Source organism: Streptomyces sp. NBC_00631, from assembly GCF_045206895.1.
GTDB lineage: Bacteria > Actinomycetota > Actinomycetes > Streptomycetales > Streptomycetaceae > Streptomyces.
Genome location: NZ_CP107734.1, coordinates 2,182,980 through 2,202,322, shown reverse-complemented (window position 1 = coordinate 2,202,322; position 19,343 = coordinate 2,182,980). Strand labels below are relative to the sequence as shown.

The window sequence follows — 19,343 nt, the reverse complement described above, 5'->3', positions numbered from 1 at the left end:
ATATGTTGATACCCCGTCCGTCGGACACTGTCCGATGGTCGAGGTTCCTTTGAAGAAAAATACAGCGAGGACGCTGTGAACGGTCGGATTATTCCTCCGGCCTGTTCCGCTCCCGTGAGAAGCATTCACGGAGAGTTTGATCCTGGCTCAGGACGAACGCTGGCGGCGTGCTTAACACATGCAAGTCGAACGATGAACCACTTCGGTGGGGATTAGTGGCGAACGGGTGAGTAACACGTGGGCAATCTGCCCTGCACTCTGGGACAAGCCCTGGAAACGGGGTCTAATACCGGATATGAGCCTGGGAGGCATCTCCCGGGTTGTAAAGCTCCGGCGGTGCAGGATGAGCCCGCGGCCTATCAGCTTGTTGGTGAGGTAGTGGCTCACCAAGGCGACGACGGGTAGCCGGCCTGAGAGGGCGACCGGCCACACTGGGACTGAGACACGGCCCAGACTCCTACGGGAGGCAGCAGTGGGGAATATTGCACAATGGGCGAAAGCCTGATGCAGCGACGCCGCGTGAGGGATGACGGCCTTCGGGTTGTAAACCTCTTTCAGCAGGGAAGAAGCGAAAGTGACGGTACCTGCAGAAGAAGCGCCGGCTAACTACGTGCCAGCAGCCGCGGTAATACGTAGGGCGCAAGCGTTGTCCGGAATTATTGGGCGTAAAGAGCTCGTAGGCGGCTTGTCACGTCGATTGTGAAAGCCCGAGGCTTAACCTCGGGTCTGCAGTCGATACGGGCTAGCTAGAGTGTGGTAGGGGAGATCGGAATTCCTGGTGTAGCGGTGAAATGCGCAGATATCAGGAGGAACACCGGTGGCGAAGGCGGATCTCTGGGCCATTACTGACGCTGAGGAGCGAAAGCGTGGGGAGCGAACAGGATTAGATACCCTGGTAGTCCACGCCGTAAACGGTGGGAACTAGGTGTTGGCGACATTCCACGTCGTCGGTGCCGCAGCTAACGCATTAAGTTCCCCGCCTGGGGAGTACGGCCGCAAGGCTAAAACTCAAAGGAATTGACGGGGGCCCGCACAAGCGGCGGAGCATGTGGCTTAATTCGACGCAACGCGAAGAACCTTACCAAGGCTTGACATACACCGGAAACGTTCAGAGATGGGCGCCCCCTTGTGGTCGGTGTACAGGTGGTGCATGGCTGTCGTCAGCTCGTGTCGTGAGATGTTGGGTTAAGTCCCGCAACGAGCGCAACCCTTGTCCCGTGTTGCCAGCAGGCCCTTGTGGTGCTGGGGACTCACGGGAGACCGCCGGGGTCAACTCGGAGGAAGGTGGGGACGACGTCAAGTCATCATGCCCCTTATGTCTTGGGCTGCACACGTGCTACAATGGCCGGTACAATGAGCTGCGATACCGTGAGGTGGAGCGAATCTCAAAAAGCCGGTCTCAGTTCGGATTGGGGTCTGCAACTCGACCCCATGAAGTCGGAGTCGCTAGTAATCGCAGATCAGCATTGCTGCGGTGAATACGTTCCCGGGCCTTGTACACACCGCCCGTCACGTCACGAAAGTCGGTAACACCCGAAGCCGGTGGCCCAACCCCTTGTGGGAGGGAGCTGTCGAAGGTGGGACTGGCGATTGGGACGAAGTCGTAACAAGGTAGCCGTACCGGAAGGTGCGGCTGGATCACCTCCTTTCTAAGGAGCATCTAGCTGCCGCAAGGCAGTCAGAGCCACTACGTCGGCAAACGTCCGACGGTGGTCAGCTCATGGGTGGAACGTTGACTACTCGGCACACTCTCAAGATCTCCTGTTAGTACTGCTTCGGCGTGGAACACGGGTGGACGGTGAGAGAGTGTCGGGCACGCTGTTGGGTGTCTGAGGGAATGAATTCCCTCGATGCCGGCCCCGGTAAAGCATCAGCGAAGCTGGTGTGTGACGGGTGGCTGGTCGTTGTTTGAGAACTGCACAGTGGACGCGAGCATCTGTGGCCAAGTTTTTAAGGGCGCACGGTGGATGCCTTGGCACCAGGAACCGATGAAGGACGTGGGAGGCCACGATAGTCCCCGGGGAGTCGTCAACCAGGCTTTGATCCGGGGGTTTCCGAATGGGGAAACCCGGCAGTCGTCATGGGCTGTCACCCGCTGCTGAACACATAGGCAGTGTGGAGGGAACGAGGGGAAGTGAAACATCTCAGTACCCTCAGGAAGAGAAAACAACCGTGATTCCGGGAGTAGTGGCGAGCGAAACCGGATGAGGCCAAACCGTATGCGTGTGAGACCCGGCAGGGGTTGCGTATACGGGGTTGTGGGATCTCTCTTCTGTCGTCTGCCGGCGGCAGGGCGAGTCAGAAACCGTTGATGTAGGCGAAGGACATGCGAAAGGTCCGGCGTAGAGGGTAAGACCCCCGTAGCTGAAATATCAACGGCTCGTTTGAGAGACACCCAAGTAGCACGGGGCCCGAGAAATCCCGTGTGAATCTGGCGGGACCACCCGCTAAGCCTAAATATTCCCTGGTGACCGATAGCGGATAGTACCGTGAGGGAATGGTGAAAAGTACCCCGGGAGGGGAGTGAAATAGTACCTGAAACCGTGTGCCTACAAGCCGTGGGAGCATCCTTGTGGTGTGACTGCGTGCCTTTTGAAGAATGAGCCTGCGAGTTTGCGGTGTGTTGCGAGGTTAACCCGTGTGGGGTAGCCGTAGCGAAAGCGAGTCCGAACAGGGCGTTTCAGTAGCACGCTCAAGACCCGAAGCGGAGTGATCTAGCCATGGGCAGGTTGAAGCGGAGGTAAGACTTCGTGGAGGACCGAACCCACCAGGGTTGAAAACCTGGGGGATGACCTGTGGTTAGGGGTGAAAGGCCAATCAAACTCCGTGATAGCTGGTTCTCCCCGAAATGCATTTAGGTGCAGCGTCGTGTGTTTCTTGCCGGAGGTAGAGCACTGGATAGGCGATGGGCCCTACCGGGTTACTGACCTTAGCCAAACTCCGAATGCCGGTAAGTGAGAGCGCGGCAGTGAGACTGTGGGGGATAAGCTCCATGGTCGAGAGGGAAACAGCCCAGAGCATCGACTAAGGCCCCTAAGCGTACGCTAAGTGGGAAAGGATGTGGAGTCGCACAGACAACCAGGAGGTTGGCTTAGAAGCAGCCACCCTTGAAAGAGTGCGTAATAGCTCACTGGTCTAGTGATTCCGCGCCGACAATGTAGCGGGGCTCAAGCGTACCGCCGAAGTCGTGTCATTGCAGCAATACTCCCAACGGAGGCTGTGATGGGTAGGGGAGCGTCGTCTGCCGGGTGAAGCAGCCGCGTAAGCGAGTTGTGGACGGTTGACGAGTGAGAATGCAGGCATGAGTAGCGATTCACACGTGGGAAACGTGTGCGCCGATTGACTAAGGGTTCCTGGGTCAAGCTGATCTGCCCAGGGTAAGTCGGGACCTAAGGCGAGGCCGACAGGCGTAGTCGATGGATAACCGGTTGATATTCCGGTACCCGCTGTGAAGCGTCAAACATCGAACCCATTAATGCTAAGGCCGTGAAGCCGCCCTGATCTCTTCGGAGTTGAGGGGAGTGGTGGAGCCGCTGACCCAAGGTGGTAGTAGGTGAGTGATGGGGTGACGCAGGAAGGTAGTCCAGCCCGGGCGGTGGTTGTCCCGGGGTAAGGGTGTAGGCCGTGCGGTAGGTAAATCCGTCGCACATCAAGGCTGAGACCTGATGCCGAGCCGATTGTGGTGAAGTGGATGATCCTATGCTGTCGAGAAAAGCCTCTAGCGAGTTTCATGGCGGCCCGTACCCTAAACCGACTCAGGTGGTCAGGTAGAGAATACCGAGGCGTTCGGGTGAACTATGGTTAAGGAACTCGGCAAAATGCCCCCGTAACTTCGGGAGAAGGGGGGCCATGCCTGGTGAGGGAATTTACTTCCTGAGCTGGGGGTGGCCGCAGAGACCAGCGAGAAGCGACTGTTTACTAAAAACACAGGTCCGTGCGAAGCCGTAAGGCGATGTATACGGACTGACGCCTGCCCGGTGCTGGAACGTTAAGGGGACCGGTTAGCTCCATTTCGGTGGGGCGAAGCTGAGAACTTAAGCGCCAGTAAACGGCGGTGGTAACTATAACCATCCTAAGGTAGCGAAATTCCTTGTCGGGTAAGTTCCGACCTGCACGAATGGCGTAACGACTTCTCGACTGTCTCAACCATAGGCCCGGTGAAATTGCACTACGAGTAAAGATGCTCGTTTCGCGCAGCAGGACGGAAAGACCCCGGGACCTTTACTACAGTTTGATATTGGTGTTCGGTTCGGCTTGTGTAGGATAGCTGGGAGACTTTGAAACGCGGACGCCAGTTCGTGTGGAGTCGTCGTTGAAATACCAGTCTGGTCGTGCTGGATGTCTAACCTGGGTCCGTGATCCGGATCAGGGACAGTGTCTGATGGGTAGTTTAACTGGGGCGGTTGCCTCCTAAAGAGTAACGGAGGCGCCCAAAGGTTCCCTCAGCCTGGTTGGCAATCAGGTGTTGAGTGTAAGTGCACAAGGGAGCTTGACTGTGAGACCGACGGGTCGAGCAGGGACGAAAGTCGGGACTAGTGATCCGGCGGTGGCTTGTGGAAGCGCCGTCGCTCAACGGATAAAAGGTACCCCGGGGATAACAGGCTGATCTTCCCCAAGAGTCCATATCGACGGGATGGTTTGGCACCTCGATGTCGGCTCGTCGCATCCTGGGGCTGGAGTCGGTCCCAAGGGTTGGGCTGTTCGCCCATTAAAGCGGTACGCGAGCTGGGTTTAGAACGTCGTGAGACAGTTCGGTCCCTATCCGCTGTGCGCGTAGGAGTCTTGAGAAGGGCTGTCCCTAGTACGAGAGGACCGGGACGGACGAACCTCTGGTGTGCCAGTTGTTCTGCCAAGGGCATGGCTGGTTGGCTACGTTCGGGAGGGATAACCGCTGAAAGCATCTAAGCGGGAAGCCTGCTTCGAGATGAGGACTCCCACCCACTTGATGGGGTAAGGCTCCCAGTAGACGACTGGGTTGATAGGCCGGATCTGGAAGCCAGGTAACTGGTGGAGGTGACCGGTACTAATAGGCCGAGGGCTTGTCCTCAGTTGCTCGCGTCCACTGTGTTGGTTCTGAAACCACGAACAGCCCCATGCCCCGTTTTTCCGGGGTGTGGTGCGGCTGAGAGTTTCATAGTGTTTCGGTGGTCATAGCGTGAGGGAAACGCCCGGTTACATTCCGAACCCGGAAGCTAAGCCTTACAGCGCCGATGGTACTGCAGGGGGGACCCTGTGGGAGAGTAGGACGCCGCCGAACTCCTTTTAGAGCTCTGGCTCTTGGGCAACTGGCCCGAGAGCCAGAGCTTTTTTGCGTTGAGGTAGGGTCAGGGGGCAAAGTTGGCTCGTTTCCCACCACAGGAGGCTCCCGGGTGGAGGTCCAGGAGACCCGTGTCCAGACGGACCGGGTCCTCACCATCCCGAACATCCTCAGCATGGCCCGTCTCGTCGGCGTACCCCTCTTCCTGTGGTTGATCCTCAGGCCCGAGTTCGGCGGGCCCAAGAGCGACGGCTGGGCCCTGCTGGTACTTCTCTTCAGCGGTGTCAGCGACTACCTGGACGGCAAGCTCGCCCGGCGCTGGAACCAGATCAGCAGCCTCGGCCGGCTACTGGACCCCGCCGCGGACCGGCTCTACGTGCTCTCGACGTTGGTCGGACTCACCTGGCGTGAGATTCTGCCGCTCTGGTTGACGGCAGCACTACTGCTGCGTGAGCTGATCCTGCTGGTGATGGTGGGGATCCTTCGGCGGCACGGCTATCCGCCGCCCCAGGTGAACTTCCTGGGTAAGGCCGCGACGTTCAATCTGATGTACGCGTTCCCGCTCCTCCTGCTCAGTGACGGAACCGGCTGGATCTCGTCACTGGCTGCTATTTTCGGATGGGCGTTCGCAGGGTGGGGTACAACCCTGTACTGGTGGGCAGGAGTGCTTTACGTGGTGCAGGTCCGCCGCCTGGTTCGTGCGGACGCCACAGCCGACTGAAGCCTCGGCGATTGTCCGGACGCAGTGGCCCTCGAATGCTCTCGATGGCCCGCGGCGGAAATGTGAGGGACAATCTTGACGGGTGAAGTCGGCTAGACCGTCATCTCTTAGAGGAGGACGCTTCCGACATGAAGGCCGTCGTGATGGCCGGTGGTGAAGGCACACGCCTTCGCCCCATGACCTCCAGCATGCCCAAGCCGCTCCTTCCGGTCGTGAATCGGCCGATCATGGAGCATGTGCTACGGCTGCTCAAAAGGCATGGGCTCACCGAGACCGTCGTCACTGTGCAGTTCCTGGCATCGCTGGTCAAGAACTACTTCGGGGACGGCGAAGAGCTCGGCATGGAGCTCACCTATGCCAACGAGGAGAAGCCACTCGGTACCGCCGGAAGCGTCAAGAACGCCGAAGAGGCGTTGAAGGACGATGCTTTCCTTGTCATCTCCGGCGATGCGCTGACCGACTTCGACCTCACCGAACTGATCAACTTCCACAAGGCAAAGGGCGCGCTCGTCACGGTCTGCCTGACGCGTGTGCCCAATCCGCTGGAATTCGGCATCACCATCGTCGACGAAGAGGGCCAGGTCGAGCGCTTCCTTGAGAAGCCGACCTGGGGCCAGGTCTTCTCCGACACGGTGAACACGGGCATCTACGTCATGGAGCCCGAAGTATTCGACTATGTCGAGGCCGATGTTCCCGTCGACTGGTCCGGCGACGTCTTCCCGCAGCTGATGAAGGAAGGCAAGCCCGTCTACGGCTACATCGCCGAGGGCTACTGGGAGGACGTCGGTACCCACGAGTCGTACGTGAAGGCGCAGGCCGACGTCCTGGAGGGCAAGGTCGACGTCGACATCGACGGCTTCGAGATATCCCCGGGCGTATGGGTCGCCGAGGGTGCCGAGGTGCACGCGGACGCCGAGCTGCGGGGGCCGCTGTACATCGGTGACTACGCCAAGGTCGAGGCCGGCGCGGAAATCCGTGAGCACACCGTCGTCGGGTCCAATGTCGTCGTGAAGAGCGGCGCCTTCCTGCACCGGGCCGTCGTCCACGACAACGTGTACGTCGGGCAGCACAGCAATCTGCGGGGTTGTGTCGTCGGGAAGAACACCGACATCATGCGGGCCGCGCGGATCGAGGACGGGGCGGTCATCGGCGACGAGTGCCTGATCGGTGAAGAATCGATCGTTCAGGGCAATGTCCGGGTCTATCCCTTCAAGACCATCGAGGCCGGCGCCTTCGTCAACACCTCGGTGATCTGGGAGTCCCGCGGCCAGGCCCACCTGTTCGGTGCACGGGGTGTGTCCGGGATCCTGAATGTCGAGATCACTCCGGAACTGGCCGTACGGCTGGCCGGCGCGTATGCCACCACCCTGAAGAAGGGGGCCACGGTCACGACGGCCCGTGACCACTCCCGCGGTGCGCGGGCGCTCAAGCGGGCGGTGATCTCGGCGCTCCAGGCCAGTGCCATCGACGTACGCGACCTGGAGAACGTGCCGTTGCCGGTGGCGCGGCAGCAGACCGGGCGGGGCAGCTCCGGCGGGATCATGATCCGGACGTCGCCCGGGGTTCCGGACTCCGTCGACATCATGTTCTTCGACGGGCAGGGTGCCGACCTCTCCCAGGCCAGCCAGCGCAAGCTGGACCGGATCTTCGCGCGGCAGGAGTACCGGCGTGCGTTCCCCGGTGAGATCGGCGACCTGTACTTCCCGGCCAGCGTGTTCGACTCGTACACCGGGTCGCTGCTGCGGAACGTCGACACGACCGGGATCGCCGAATCGGGCCTCAAGGTCGTCGTGGACGCCTCCAACGGCAGCGCCGGGCTCGTCCTGCCCAGCCTGCTCGGCAAGCTCGGTGTGGACTCCCTGACCATCAACCCCGGCCTGAACGAGGCCAGGCCCACGGAGACGGCCGACCAGCGGCGGGCGGGGCTGGTGCGCCTCGGCGAGATCGTGGCGTCCTCGGGTGCCGCGTTCGGCGTGCGGTTCGACCCGGTCGGTGAGCGGCTGTCCCTGGTGGACGAGAAGGGCCGCATCATCGAGGACGACCGGGCCCTGCTGGTGATGCTCGACCTGGTCGCCGCCGAGCGGCGCAGCGGCCGCGTGGCGCTTCCGGTCACCACGACCCGGATCGCCGAGCAGGTGGCCGCGTATCACGGTACGCAGGTCGAGTGGACGACCACCTCTCCGGACGACCTCACGCGCGTGGGCCGCGAGGAAGGCACCATCTTCGGCGGTGACGGCAAGGGTGGATTCATCGTCCCGGAGTTCAGCAGTGTGTACGACGGCACGGCCGCGTTCGTACGTCTGATCGGTCTGGTGGCGCGGACGCAGCTCACGCTCAGCCAGATCGACGCCCGGATCCCGAAGGCGCATGTCCTCAAGCGGGACCTGGCCACCCCGTGGGCTGTCAAGGGCCTGGTCATGCGGCGTGTCGTCGAGGCGGCCGGTGATCGTTTCGTCGACACGACCGACGGGGTGCGGGTCGTCGAGACCGACGGGCGCTGGGTGATGGTGCTGCCCGACCCTGCCGAGGCGGTCACTCATCTGTGGGCCGAAGGTCCGGACGACGCCTCCGCGCAGGCCCTGCTGGACGAGTGGTCGGCGACGGTGGACAGCGCCGGACGGTAAAACCGCTGCACGCGTGCGTGCCGGACACGTGTCCCCACGGGGGCCGGTCCGGCACGCCGGTGGGGCCGTTCGGAGGTACTGGTCGCAACGTGCGACGATGTGCGGCATGCCGCAGCAACCCCCCGTTCGGAGCAGCGTCTCCCGGCCGTCGCGCCCGGACGCCTCCATGTCGTTGATCACCAACGTCATGGATCACAGCCTCGACGACGGGTATGCCGAGGCGGCCGCGCGGAAACGGGCCCAGGGGGAGGCCGGCGGCATGCCGAAGACCCTCCGGGCCAGGCTGGGCCTCGCCGGCGGTCTGGTACTGGCGGCTCTGGTGGTGACCGTGGGAGCGGCACAGGCGCGCGTGACTGCGCCCGTGGTGGCCAAGGAGCGCCAGGAGCTCATCGACAGGATCGACCGGGAGACGGCGGCCGCGGACAAGCTGGAGACCAACGTCGACAAGCTGCGGGACGACGTCAGCGCCCGCCAGCGCGCCGCGCTGAAGGACAGCGGCGGCAGCGGGCAGGCGGACCTGGTGGACGTGCTGTCGGGCGCCACGGCGGTGCACGGTCCCGGCGTGAAGCTGGTGGTGAACGACGCCAAGGAGGCCTCCTCCGGCGGCGACGCCGGCAATCCCCGGGAGACCTCCGGGTTCTCCGACACCGGCCGGGTGCGGGACCATGACATGCAGCGCGTCGTGAACGGGCTGTGGGCCTCGGGCGCCGAGGCGATCTCGATCAACGGGCAGCGGCTGACCGCCCTGTCCGCGATCAGGGCCGCGGGGGACGCGATACTGGTCGACAACAGGCCGCTGGTACCGCCGTACACGGTGCTGGCGGTGGGAGACGGGGAGAGGCTCGGCTCCAGGTTCCAGGACAGCTCCGACGGCTTGTATCTGCACGCCCTGGAAGAGAACTTCGACATCCGGGCGACGATCTCCACGGAGAGTGACGTCCGGTTGCCCGCCGCGCCGAGCGTGATCGTACGTACGGCACAGCCGTACACCGAGAAGACTGAGAAGGGCACATCGTGATCGCCGTACTTGGCCTCGTCGTGGGCGTCGTGGCCGGACTGTTGGTCCGGCCCGAGGTCCCGGCGGTCGTCGAGCCGTATCTGCCGATCGCCGTCGTCGCGGCGCTCGACGCCGTCTTCGGTGGTCTGCGGGCCATGCTGGACGGGATCTTCGACGACAAGGTCTTCGTGGTGTCGTTCCTGTCCAACGTGGTGGTGGCCGCGCTGATCGTCTTCCTCGGCGACAAGCTGGGAGTGGGCTCGCAGCTGTCCACGGGGGTCGTCGTGGTCCTCGGTATCCGTATCTTCTCCAACGCCGCGGCGATCCGGCGCCACGTCTTCCGGGCGTGAGCGGCATGAGCCAGCACGAGAAGGAGCCGGAGCACCGGCTGCGCAGAGAACTCCCGGCCGAGGTGCCCGTCACGGTGCCGGAGGGCGAGTCGGCCGGCGAGGCGAAGCCGGAGGCCCGGCTGACCGGGCGCCAGAGGCTGGTTCAGGGACTGTGGCCACCACGGGTGAGCAGGGCTCAACTGATCGTCGCGGTGCTGCTGTTCGGGCTCGGGTTCGGGCTCGCCGTGCAGGTGGCGTCGAACAGCGACAGCGACAGCGCGCTGCGCGGGGCCCGGCAGGAAGATCTTGTTCGCATCCTCGATGAACTGGACGACCGTACTCAGCGTCTTGAGGACGAGAAGACAGGACTCGAAAAGCAGCGTCAGGAGTTGCAGAGCAGCTCCGACCAGGCGGCGGAGGCCCGCAAGCAGACGGCCGAGAAGGAGAGGCAACTCGGCATTCTCGCGGGCACCGTGGCGGCGCAGGGTCCTGGCATCACGATGACGGTCGACGACCCGAAGGGGACGGTGCAGGCGGACATGCTGCTCGACGCGATCCAGGAGCTGCGCGCGGCCGGCGCGGAGGCGATCCAGGTCAACGGGGTGCGGGTGATCGCCGGCACCTACCTCACCGACTCCGGCAAGAGCGTCAGCGTCGACGGGAACAAGATCACTCAGCCCTACGTTTTCAAGGTGATCGGCAAGCCGCAGGACCTCGAACCGGCTCTCAACATCCCCGGAGGCGTGGTGCAGACCCTCGAAAAGGAACAGGCGACTGTGACGGTCGAGCGGTCCACCAAGATCGTCGTGGATGCCTTGCGACCGGCGAAGCAGCCTGACTACGCTCGGTCGTCCTCACAGTGAACCGGTGGTGCATGGGGGACGTCCGGCGAGGGCATGAGGATGCGGGGGGTCGGCGCACCGGGGAACCGGAGCGTGGTGGAAACTGTCTGGTGGATACGGACGTTGTGTGGTTGTCCGGGTCGGCCGGTTTATTCAGTCAGGGTTCGTCCTGCCCCACGGGCGGGTCTGTTTCGGTCAAGGGGAATCGCCCGTGAAGTTGTTTGCGAAGTTGTTCGGCAAGAGCGCGCGAGAGGGTAGCGACAACGCGACCGCTCGCCATCGGGCACAGCCCGACGCGGAGGGCCAGCGCCCGCTGTTCCGGGACCAGGTGGCTGGTCCGGGGGGTGACATTTCGGGAGGTCAGGGCGCGCGGTCAGTTGACCCGTCCCAGTCCGGCGGCATAGGTTTCGGGCAACCGTCAACCTCAGGTGCGGGTGGAGGGTTTACCTCCGGCCCGTACGCGTCCAACGCCCCGGCGGGGCAGCCGCGGCAGGAGGATCCGTCCATGTCGGCCCTGGTTTGTACGAGGTGCGGTAACCGCAACGCGGAGAACGCCCGCTTCTGTTCCAACTGCGGAGCCCCGCTGCGCGCGGGCGCCGTCCCCGAGCGTGCGTCGGAGACGACGTCCACGATCTCGATCTCCGGTCTGGAGGCCTACGACGCCGAGGTCACCGGCCAGACCCAGATGCCGTCGCTCTCGCCCGAGGCGCAGGCGGCGGTCGACGCGCTGCCGCTCGGCTCCGCGCTGCTGGTCGTGCGCCGTGGCCCCAACTCGGGCAGCCGCTTCCTGCTGGACAGCGACCTGACCACGGCCGGACGCCACCCGCAGAGCGACATCTTCCTGGACGACGTCACGGTCTCGCGTCGGCACGTGGAGTTCCGCCGCCAGCCGGACGGCTCGTTCACGGTGGCCGACGTCGGCAGCCTCAACGGCACGTACGTCAACCGCGAGCGCATCGACCAGGTCGCTCTGTCGAACGGCGACGAGGTCCAGATCGGCAAGTACCGGCTGGTCTTCTACGCGAGCCGGCAGGGCATCTGACCCCGCCGGACCTCGTCCGGGGGACCCCAGGGAAGAAGGTCCATGCTGCACACACCGAGCGGCGGTACCGGTCACGGCACCGCCGCCACGGAACCCGGGCTGATGAGCATCGGCACGGTGCTGAACGTGCTGCGCGACGAGTTCCCCGAAGTCACCATTTCCAAGATCCGTTTCCTGGAGTCGGAAGGGCTCATCGAGCCGCGCCGGACCCCTTCCGGGTACCGGAAGTTCAGCCCCGGGGACGTGGAGCGCCTCGGACACGTCCTGCGGATGCAGCGGGACCACTATCTGCCGCTCAAGGTCATCCGGGAGTACCTGGAGGCCATGGAGCGCGGCGAGGCGGTACAGCTGCCCGTGCTGGGACGGCAGCGGGACGGTGAGGCCGTGCCGACGGCTCCCGAGGCCCCGACGGTCGCGCGGATCGGTCGGCGCGAGCTGCTCGCGGCCGCCGACATCGACGAGGACTGCCTCGCGGAGTGGGAGTCGTACGGACTGATCGCTCCGCTGGAGGACGGCGTGTACGACGCCGAGACGCTCACCGTGGCCTCGCTCGTGACCGAGCTGGGCAGGTTCGGGATCGAGCCGCGCCATCTGCGGGTGATGAAGGCCGCCGCCGACCGCGAGGCGGGCCTGGTGGACCAGGTGGTGGCCCCGCTCAAGCGCCATCGCAACCCGCAGACCCGGGCCCATGCGGAGGCCCGTACGAAGGAGCTGGCAGCGCTCACGGTGAAGCTGCACGCCGCGCTGGTGCAGACCGCGCTCGGGGTGCGGCTGCCGTGACTACCACGACAGGACCCGGGCGGAGGCCGGATCGGGCGCGCGTTCCGGGCCCGACTACCCAAACGTCCCGGGCACGGCCTAGGGTTGCTGTGTGAACGAGCTCGATGTCGTAGGTGTCCGGGTGGAAATGCCCTCCAACCAACCGATCGTGCTCCTGCGCGAAGTGGGAGGCGACCGTTACCTCCCCATCTGGATCGGGCCGGGGGAGGCGACGGCGATCGCGTTCGCCCAGCAGGGCATGGCGCCCGCCAGGCCGCTGACCCACGACCTGTTCAAGGACGTGCTGGAGGCCGTCGGCCAGGAGCTCACCGAAGTGCGCATCACGGATCTGCGTGAAGGCGTCTTCTACGCGGAGCTGGTCTTCGCCAGCGGGGTCGAGGTGAGCGCCCGGCCGTCCGACGCCATAGCGCTGGCACTGCGCACCGGAACGCCGATCTACGGCAGTGACACGGTGCTGGACGACGCGGGCATCGCGATTCCGGACGAGCAGGAGGACGAGGTGGAGAAGTTCCGCGAGTTCCTCGACCAGATCTCGCCCGAGGACTTCGGCACCAGCAGCCAGTGAGAGACCCGAGCGGCCCGTCACCCACCGGATGGTCGGTGCCGGGCCGGTCCGCGGCTGGTCACAGCCGAAACTCATGGGCAATTGCCAGCGGCCACTGAGAGCGTCCTACGGCTTCCCGCCAGAGCATTCGGCTAGCCTTTCCCCGCGGTGGGGCACGGGAAACCACTCCTAGGGTGATTATCACTCGGCGTGCCGAGTGTGGCGATCGTTGACGCACCCCTGGTGACTGCCTACCGTCGAGAAGGCAGGTCAAGGACGGAGGTCGGCGTGAGAAGCAGCGGCGACGGTATGGCTGGGGGTGCCCCCGGACGCGGTTTCGGGGAGAGCGGTCCGTCCCCGCTTCACAGCAGCACCGCCGGTCACGCCCCACAGCGGCCGACCGCGGTGCCGAGCGGCGGAGGGGCGGCGTCCATGGCCACCGAGGAGATCGGCTACCGCGGGCCCACGGCCTGTGCGGCGGCCGGCATCACCTACCGGCAGCTCGACTACTGGGCCCGTACCGGCCTGGTCGAGCCCAGCGTGCGGCCTGCCTACGGGTCGGGCACCCAGCGTCTGTACAGCTTCCGGGACGTCGTCGTCCTGAAGATCGTCAAGCGGTTCCTGGACACCGGGGTCTCCCTCCAGAACATCCGCACCGCTGTCCAGCACCTGCGGGAACGCGGTTTCCGTGACCTGGAGCGGATGACCCTGATGAGCGACGGCGCCACGGTCTACGAGTGCACCTCGCCCGACGAGGTCCACGCCCTGCTCCAGGGCGGTCAGGGCATCTTCGGGATCGCGGTCGGCGTGGTGTGGCGGGACGTGGAAAGCGCGCTCTCCCAGCTGCACGGCGAGCGCGTCGACACCGGGGAGACGCTCGTCGGCCACAACCCCGCCGACGAACTGGCCAGGCGACGCAACCGGGCGGTCTGAGGTCCTGGCCCGAAGCCTCCTGAACGTCTTCTGATGCCCCGGCACGGTTCCGTGCCGGGGCATTGTCAGTGGCGTGGTGCAGCATCGGAGATGTGAGAAACGCGCCCACGATCCTGCATCTCGACATGGATGCCTTCTTCGCCTCGGTGGAGCAGGCGTCCAAGCCGAGTCTGCGCGGGAAGGCCGTGGTCGTGGGCGGGCTCGGGCCACGCGGTGTGGTGGCCACCGCGTCGTACGAGGCCCGGGTGTTCGGGGTGCACTCGGCGATGCCGATGGGGCAGGCACGGCGGCTGGCGCCGAACGCCGCGTATCTGGTGCCGCGCTTCGGGCTGTACCGGTCGATCAGCGAACAGGTGATGGCGCTGCTGCGCGGACTCTCGCCGCTGGTGGAGCCGCTCAGCCTCGACGAGGCGTTCGTGGACCTGGAGGCCGCTGAGGCCGCCTGGGACGCGGCGTCGGCGCGACTGGTGGGAGAGAGGCTGCGCGCTGACATACGGGTCGTCACGGGGCTCTCCGGGTCCGTCGGGCTCGCCGCCTCCAAGATGCTCGCGAAGATCGCCTCCGAGCAGGCCAAGCCGGACGGGCTGGTGCTGATCGAGCCCGGCACGGAGCGGGCGATGCTGGGACCGATGCCGGTGCGGATCCTGCCGGGCGTGGGGCCCGCGACGGGGGACCATCTGCGGCGGGCCGGGATCACCACGGTCGACGAGATCGCCGAGGCGGGAGAGGACGAGCTGGTCCGGCTGCTCGGCAAGGCTCACGGGCACGCCCTGTACGCGATGGCGCTCGCGCACGACGAGCGGCCCGTGGTGGCCGAGCGGGAGACCAAGTCGGTGTCGGTCGAGGACACCTACGACGTGGACATCCACGACCGGATGCGGGTGGGTCTTGAGGTGCAGCGGCTGGCCGGCCGTTGTGTGCGGCGGCTGCGGGAGGCGGGGCTGTCGGGGCGGACCATCGTGCTGAAGGTACGCCGGTACGACTTCTCCACGCTGACCCGGTCGGAGACGCTCAGGGGGCCGACCGACGACCCGGCGGTGGTGCGGGAGGCGGCCACGCGGCTGCTGGACTCGGTGGACACGACAGGGGGTGTGCGGTTGCTGGGGGTGGGGGTGTCAGGGCTGGCCGACTACACGCAGGAGGACCTGTTCGCGCAGGCGGCGGCCGGGGAGGGGGCGGCGGAGTTCGCGGCGGAGGAGGACGTGGCGGAGCCGGTCGCGGAGCAGGAGGCGGTCGCCGAGCGGCGGTGGCCCGCGGGGCACGATGTGCGGCACGCCGAGTACGGGCACGGATGGGTGCAGGGGAGCGGGCTGGGGCGGGTGACGGTGCGGTTCGAGACGCCGGGGTCTTTGGAGCCGGGAAGAGTGCGGACGTTCCGGGTCGGGGATCCTGAGCTGGAGCTTGCGGAGCCGTTGCCGTTGGTGCCGGGGGTTTCGGCGGCCGGGGTGCGTACGTGAACGCGTGTCGGGGCTGGGGTGAGGACGCTTACCGGCGCTGTCAGGGTGCCGCCGCGCCCACCTGCGCCGCCCCGGCGGCACGACTGCCCGCGGCTGAGGCGTTCCTCGTAGCGACCGGACCCGGCGTCGGTCTCACGCCCCCGCGTCCTCCGTTCCCGCCAGTTTTCCGAAGTCGTGGTCCGGGTGGTCGCGGGGTGGGGGAGCTGTGTCGAGGCCGTAGTGGTGGTAGAGCTGGAGTTCCTGTTCTGGGGAGAGGTGGCGGCCCACGCCGAAGTCGGGGGCGTCTTTGATCAGGGCGCGGTCGAAGGGGACGTGGAGGGTGCCCTCGACCAGTTCGCTGGGCTCCAGGGGCACGAAGGCGTCCCGGGAGAACAGGCCGGTGCGTATGGCCGCCCACTCCGGCACGCCCGTCGCGTCGTCGAGGTACACCTCGTCGATCGTGCCGATCTTCGTGCCGTTGCGGTCGAACGCCTTGCGGCCGATCAGGTTGCGCGGATCGATGTCGGTCTGCACGGGCCCTCCACTTGGTCGCAACTCATCCGTAAGCACTACAAAAGAGCACATTGAACGAGGCGGCCACTCGAAGGCTGCGGCGTTGCCCCCGCTGGTAGGCTGGCAAGCGGCTGCTGACCCCGTGCGGGAGAGTCCTCCGGGCAACCGGAGGCGCCGAAGGAGCAACTCCTCCCCGGAATCTCTCAGGCTCACGTACCGCACGGACGAGGTCACTCTGGAAAGCAGGGCGGATGTCGACGGTGTCCGCTCTCACCGACGGTGAAAGCCGGTAGTCCGCAAGGGCGCACCGGCGAAGCTCTCAGGTTGAGATGACAGAGGGGGAGGCCGTCGGGGTACCCGTGCCGGGGTACCCCTCGAAGGTCGCGTCAGACCAGGAGGCCTCCGCAAAATGACCGCCCAGCGTGTTCCGCTCTCCGAGCTTGAGCAGGGTATTCCCTTCGAGCAGCGCCATATCGGCCCCGACCACGAGGCCCGGGCCAAGATGCTCGCCCAGGTCGGGTACGGATCGCTCGACGACCTGACCGCGGCCGCCGTGCCGGACGTGATCAAGAACGCCGACCGGCTGGACCTGCCAGGCGCCCGGACCGAGGCCGAGGTGCTGGCCGAGCTGCGGTCGCTGGCCGACCGGAACCAGGTGCTCGGCTCGATGATCGGGCTGGGCTACTACGGGACCTTCACGCCGCCCGTCATCCTGCGCAACGTGATGGAGAACCCGGCCTGGTACACGGCCTACACGCCGTACCAGCCGGAGATCTCCCAGGGCCGGCTGGAAGCGCTGCTGAACTTCCAGACCGTGGTCGCCGACCTCACCGGGCTGCCCACCTCCGGTGCCTCGCTGCTCGACGAGGGCACGGCCGCCGCCGAGGCCATGGCCCTGTCGCTGCGCATGGGCAAGAACAAGAAGGGCGTCTTCGTCGTCGACGCGGACGCGCTGCCGCAGACCGTCGCCGTGATCCAGACCCGGGCCGAGCCGACGGGCGTGGAGGTCGTGGTCGCCGACCTCACCGACGGCATCCCGGCGGACCTCGCCGCGCGGGAGATCAACGGGGTGCTCGTCCAGTACCCCGGCGCCTCCGGTGCCGTACGCGACCTCAAGGCCGTCGTCGAGCAGGCGCACGAGGCCGGCGCGCTCGTCACCGTCGCCGCCGATCTGCTGGCGCTGACCCTGCTGACCTCGCCGGGCGAGCTCGGGGCCGACATCGCCGTCGGCACCACCCAGCGGTTCGGTGTGCCGATGGGCTTCGGCGGGCCGCACGCCGGTTACATGGCGGTCCGTGACAAGTTCGCGCGCAGCCTGCCCGGGCGGCTCGTGGGCGTCTCCGTGGACGCCGACGGGAACAAGGCGTACCGGCTGGCGCTGCAGACCCGCGAGCAGCACATCCGGCGGGAGAAGGCCACCAGCAACATCTGCACCGCGCAGGTGCTGCTCGCCGTGATGGCCGGCATGTACGCCGTCTACCACGGCCCCGAGGGGCTGCGGGCGATCGCCCAGCGCACCCACCGGTACGCCACGATCCTCGCCGCCGGGCTCAAGGCCGGCGGTGTCGAGATCGTGCACGGCGCCTACTTCGACACCCTCACCGCCCGCGTGCCCGGCAAGGCCGCCGAGGTCGTCGCCGCCGCCCGCCAGAGCGGCGTCAACCTGCGGCTCGTCGACGCCGACCACGTCTCCATGGCCTGTGACGAGACCACCACCCGCGTCCAGCTGGACGCCGTCTGGACGGCCTTCGGCGTCGAGGGCGACGTCGAGGCGCTGGACGCGGTCACCGAGGACACGCTGCCGGAGGCGCTGCTGCGCACCGACGGCTACCTGACCCACCCGGTGTTCCAGCAGCACCGCTCCGAGACCGCGATGCTGCGCTACCTGCGCAAGCTCGCCGACCGGGACTACGCCCTGGACCGCGGCATGATCCCGCTGGGCTCGTGCACGATGAAGCTCAACGCGACCACCGAGATGGAGCCGGTGACCTGGTCCGAGTTCGGGCAGCTGCACCCGTTCGCGCCCGCCGAGCAGGCCCAGGGCTACCTGACCCTCATCCGGGAGCTGGAGGAGCGGCTCGCCGAAGTCACCGGGTACGACAAGGTGTCGCTGCAGCCCAACGCCGGGTCGCAGGGCGAGCTGGCCGGACTGCTCGCCGTACGCGCGTATCACCGGGCCAACGGCGACGCGCAGCGGACCGTGTGCCTGATCCCCTCCTCCGCGCACGGCACCAACGCCGCCAGCGCCGTCATGGCCGGGATGAAGGTCGTCGTCGTGAAGACCGCCGAGGACGGCGAGATCGACGTCACGGACCTGCGGGCGAAGATCGAGCAGCACCGCGACGAGCTCGCGGTCCTGATGATCACGTACCCGTCCACGCACGGGGTGTTCGAGGAGCACGTCGCCGACATCTGCGCGCAGGTGCACGAGGCCGGCGGCCAGGTGTACGTCGACGGGGCCAACCTGAACGCCCTGGTCGGGGTGGCCAAGCCGGGGCACTTCGGTGGTGACGTCTCCCACCTCAACCTGCACAAGACCTTCTGCATCCCGCACGGCGGCGGCGGTCCCGGCGTCGGTCCGGTGGCCGTACGGGCCCACCTGGCGCCGTACCTGCCGAACCACCCGCTGCAGCCCGCCGCCGGGCCGGAGACGGGTGTCGGGCCGATCTCGGCCGCGCCGTGGGGCTCCGCGGGCATCCTGCCGATCTCGTGGGCGTACGTCCGGCTCATGGGCGGCGAGGGGCTCAAGCGGGCCACGCAGGTCGCCGTGCTCAGCGCCAACTACGTCGCCAAGCGGCTGGAGCCGCACTACCCCGTGCTCTACACCGGGCCCGGCGGGCTCGTCGCGCACGAGTGCATCATCGACCTGCGGCCGCTGACCAAGGCGACCGGAGTGAGCGTCGACGACGTCGCCAAGCGGCTGATCGACTACGGCTTCCACGCGCCGACGATGTCCTTCCCGGTGGCCGGCACGCTGATGATCGAGCCGACCGAGTCCGAGGACCTCGGCGAGCTGGACCGGTTCTGCGAGGCGATGATCGCCATTCGGGCGGAGATCGACAAGGTCGGCGCGGGGGAGTGGCCCGCCGACGACAACCCGCTGCGTGGTGCTCCGCACACCGCCGGTGCGCTGGGCGGCGAGTGGAAGCACGCGTACAGCCGGGAGGAGGCCGTCTTCCCCGGCGGGATGTCCGCCGCCGACAAGTACTGGCCGCCGGTGCGCCGCATCGACCAGGCCTTCGGCGACCGGAACCTGGTGTGCTCGTGCCCGCCGCTGGACGCGTACGAGGACTGACGTACCGGGACGCACAGGTACGCACAGGGT

12 protein-coding genes, 3 rRNA genes and 1 riboswitch are annotated in these 19,343 nt (G+C 66.1%); of the genes, 14 read left to right on the top strand and 1 reads right to left on the bottom strand.

The genetic code is table 11. The features are described 5' to 3' along the window. The first annotated feature begins 124 nt into the window (after window positions 1–124). The 13 genes from OHB00_RS10100 to OHB00_RS10040 all read left to right on the top strand — a co-directional run bounded on the left by OHB00_RS10100 (window position 125) and on the right by OHB00_RS10040 (window position 15,526). Window positions 125–1,649: ribosomal RNA gene (locus tag OHB00_RS10100) — 16S ribosomal RNA — on the top strand. A gap of 291 nt (window positions 1,650–1,940) precedes the next feature. After that, window positions 1,941–5,047: ribosomal RNA gene (locus tag OHB00_RS10095) — 23S ribosomal RNA — on the top strand. A gap of 93 nt (window positions 5,048–5,140) precedes the next feature. Next, a 5S ribosomal RNA gene (gene rrf / locus OHB00_RS10090) occupies window positions 5,141–5,257 on the top strand. The 16S, 23S and 5S rRNA genes sit together here, the layout of an rRNA operon. Before the next feature lie 112 nt (window positions 5,258–5,369). Continuing rightward, window positions 5,370–5,978 carry a CDP-alcohol phosphatidyltransferase family protein gene (locus OHB00_RS10085; RefSeq protein WP_406433400.1) on the top strand — a complete coding sequence of 203 codons (609 nt, stop codon included), beginning with the start codon at window positions 5,370–5,372 and terminating at the stop codon, window positions 5,976–5,978. Window positions 5,979–6,106: 128 nt separating this feature from the next. Beyond that, window positions 6,107–8,602, top strand: a complete 2,496-nt coding sequence (locus OHB00_RS10080) for a sugar phosphate nucleotidyltransferase (RefSeq protein ID WP_406433398.1) — start codon at window positions 6,107–6,109, stop codon at window positions 8,600–8,602. Between the two features lie 106 nt (window positions 8,603–8,708). Continuing rightward, window positions 8,709–9,620, top strand: a complete 912-nt coding sequence (locus tag OHB00_RS10075; protein ID WP_406433396.1) for a DUF881 domain-containing protein — start codon at window positions 8,709–8,711, stop codon at window positions 9,618–9,620. Next, on the top strand, window positions 9,617–9,949 hold the full coding sequence (locus OHB00_RS10070) for a small basic family protein (RefSeq protein WP_046727248.1): 333 nt from the start codon (window positions 9,617–9,619) through the stop codon (window positions 9,947–9,949). Before OHB00_RS10075 ends, OHB00_RS10070 begins: the two co-directional genes overlap by 4 nt. Before the next feature lie 5 nt (window positions 9,950–9,954). Then, entirely contained in the window at window positions 9,955–10,791 is an 837-nt protein-coding gene (locus tag OHB00_RS10065) for a DUF881 domain-containing protein (RefSeq protein WP_406433393.1), read from the top strand. A 190-nt stretch (window positions 10,792–10,981) separates the two neighbouring features. Beyond that, window positions 10,982–11,812 carry an FHA domain-containing protein gene (locus tag OHB00_RS10060; RefSeq protein ID WP_406433391.1) on the top strand — a complete coding sequence of 277 codons (831 nt, stop codon included), beginning with the start codon at window positions 10,982–10,984 and terminating at the stop codon, window positions 11,810–11,812. Between the two features lie 42 nt (window positions 11,813–11,854). Continuing rightward, the gene (locus OHB00_RS10055; protein WP_406433389.1) at window positions 11,855–12,592 is read left to right on the top strand and encodes a MerR family transcriptional regulator; all 738 of its coding nucleotides are present in this window, start codon (window positions 11,855–11,857) and stop codon (window positions 12,590–12,592) included. A gap of 91 nt (window positions 12,593–12,683) precedes the next feature. Continuing rightward, window positions 12,684–13,157, top strand: a complete 474-nt coding sequence (locus OHB00_RS10050; RefSeq protein ID WP_026253112.1) for a bifunctional nuclease family protein — start codon at window positions 12,684–12,686, stop codon at window positions 13,155–13,157. Between the two features lie 267 nt (window positions 13,158–13,424). Further along, window positions 13,425–14,069 carry a MerR family transcriptional regulator gene (locus OHB00_RS10045; protein ID WP_181803611.1) on the top strand — a complete coding sequence of 215 codons (645 nt, stop codon included), beginning with the start codon at window positions 13,425–13,427 and terminating at the stop codon, window positions 14,067–14,069. Between the two features lie 92 nt (window positions 14,070–14,161). Continuing rightward, a complete protein-coding gene (locus tag OHB00_RS10040; RefSeq protein WP_406433386.1) occupies window positions 14,162–15,526 on the top strand; it encodes a DNA polymerase IV in 1,365 nt (454 codons plus the stop codon). A 132-nt stretch (window positions 15,527–15,658) separates the two neighbouring features. Here OHB00_RS10040 and OHB00_RS10035 read toward each other — a convergent pair whose 3' ends face one another. After that, window positions 15,659–16,039 carry a PRC-barrel domain-containing protein gene (locus OHB00_RS10035; protein WP_406433384.1) on the bottom strand — a complete coding sequence of 127 codons (381 nt, stop codon included), beginning with the start codon at window positions 16,037–16,039 and terminating at the stop codon, window positions 15,659–15,661. A gap of 114 nt (window positions 16,040–16,153) precedes the next feature. Next, window positions 16,154–16,247: riboswitch (glycine riboswitch) on the top strand. A 180-nt stretch (window positions 16,248–16,427) separates the two neighbouring features. On the opposite strand from OHB00_RS10035, the gene gcvP reads away from it, so the two are divergent. After that, window positions 16,428–19,313 carry an aminomethyl-transferring glycine dehydrogenase gene (gcvP, locus tag OHB00_RS10030; RefSeq protein ID WP_406433382.1) on the top strand — a complete coding sequence of 962 codons (2,886 nt, stop codon included), beginning with the start codon at window positions 16,428–16,430 and terminating at the stop codon, window positions 19,311–19,313. Window positions 19,314–19,343 lie beyond the last annotated feature (30 nt).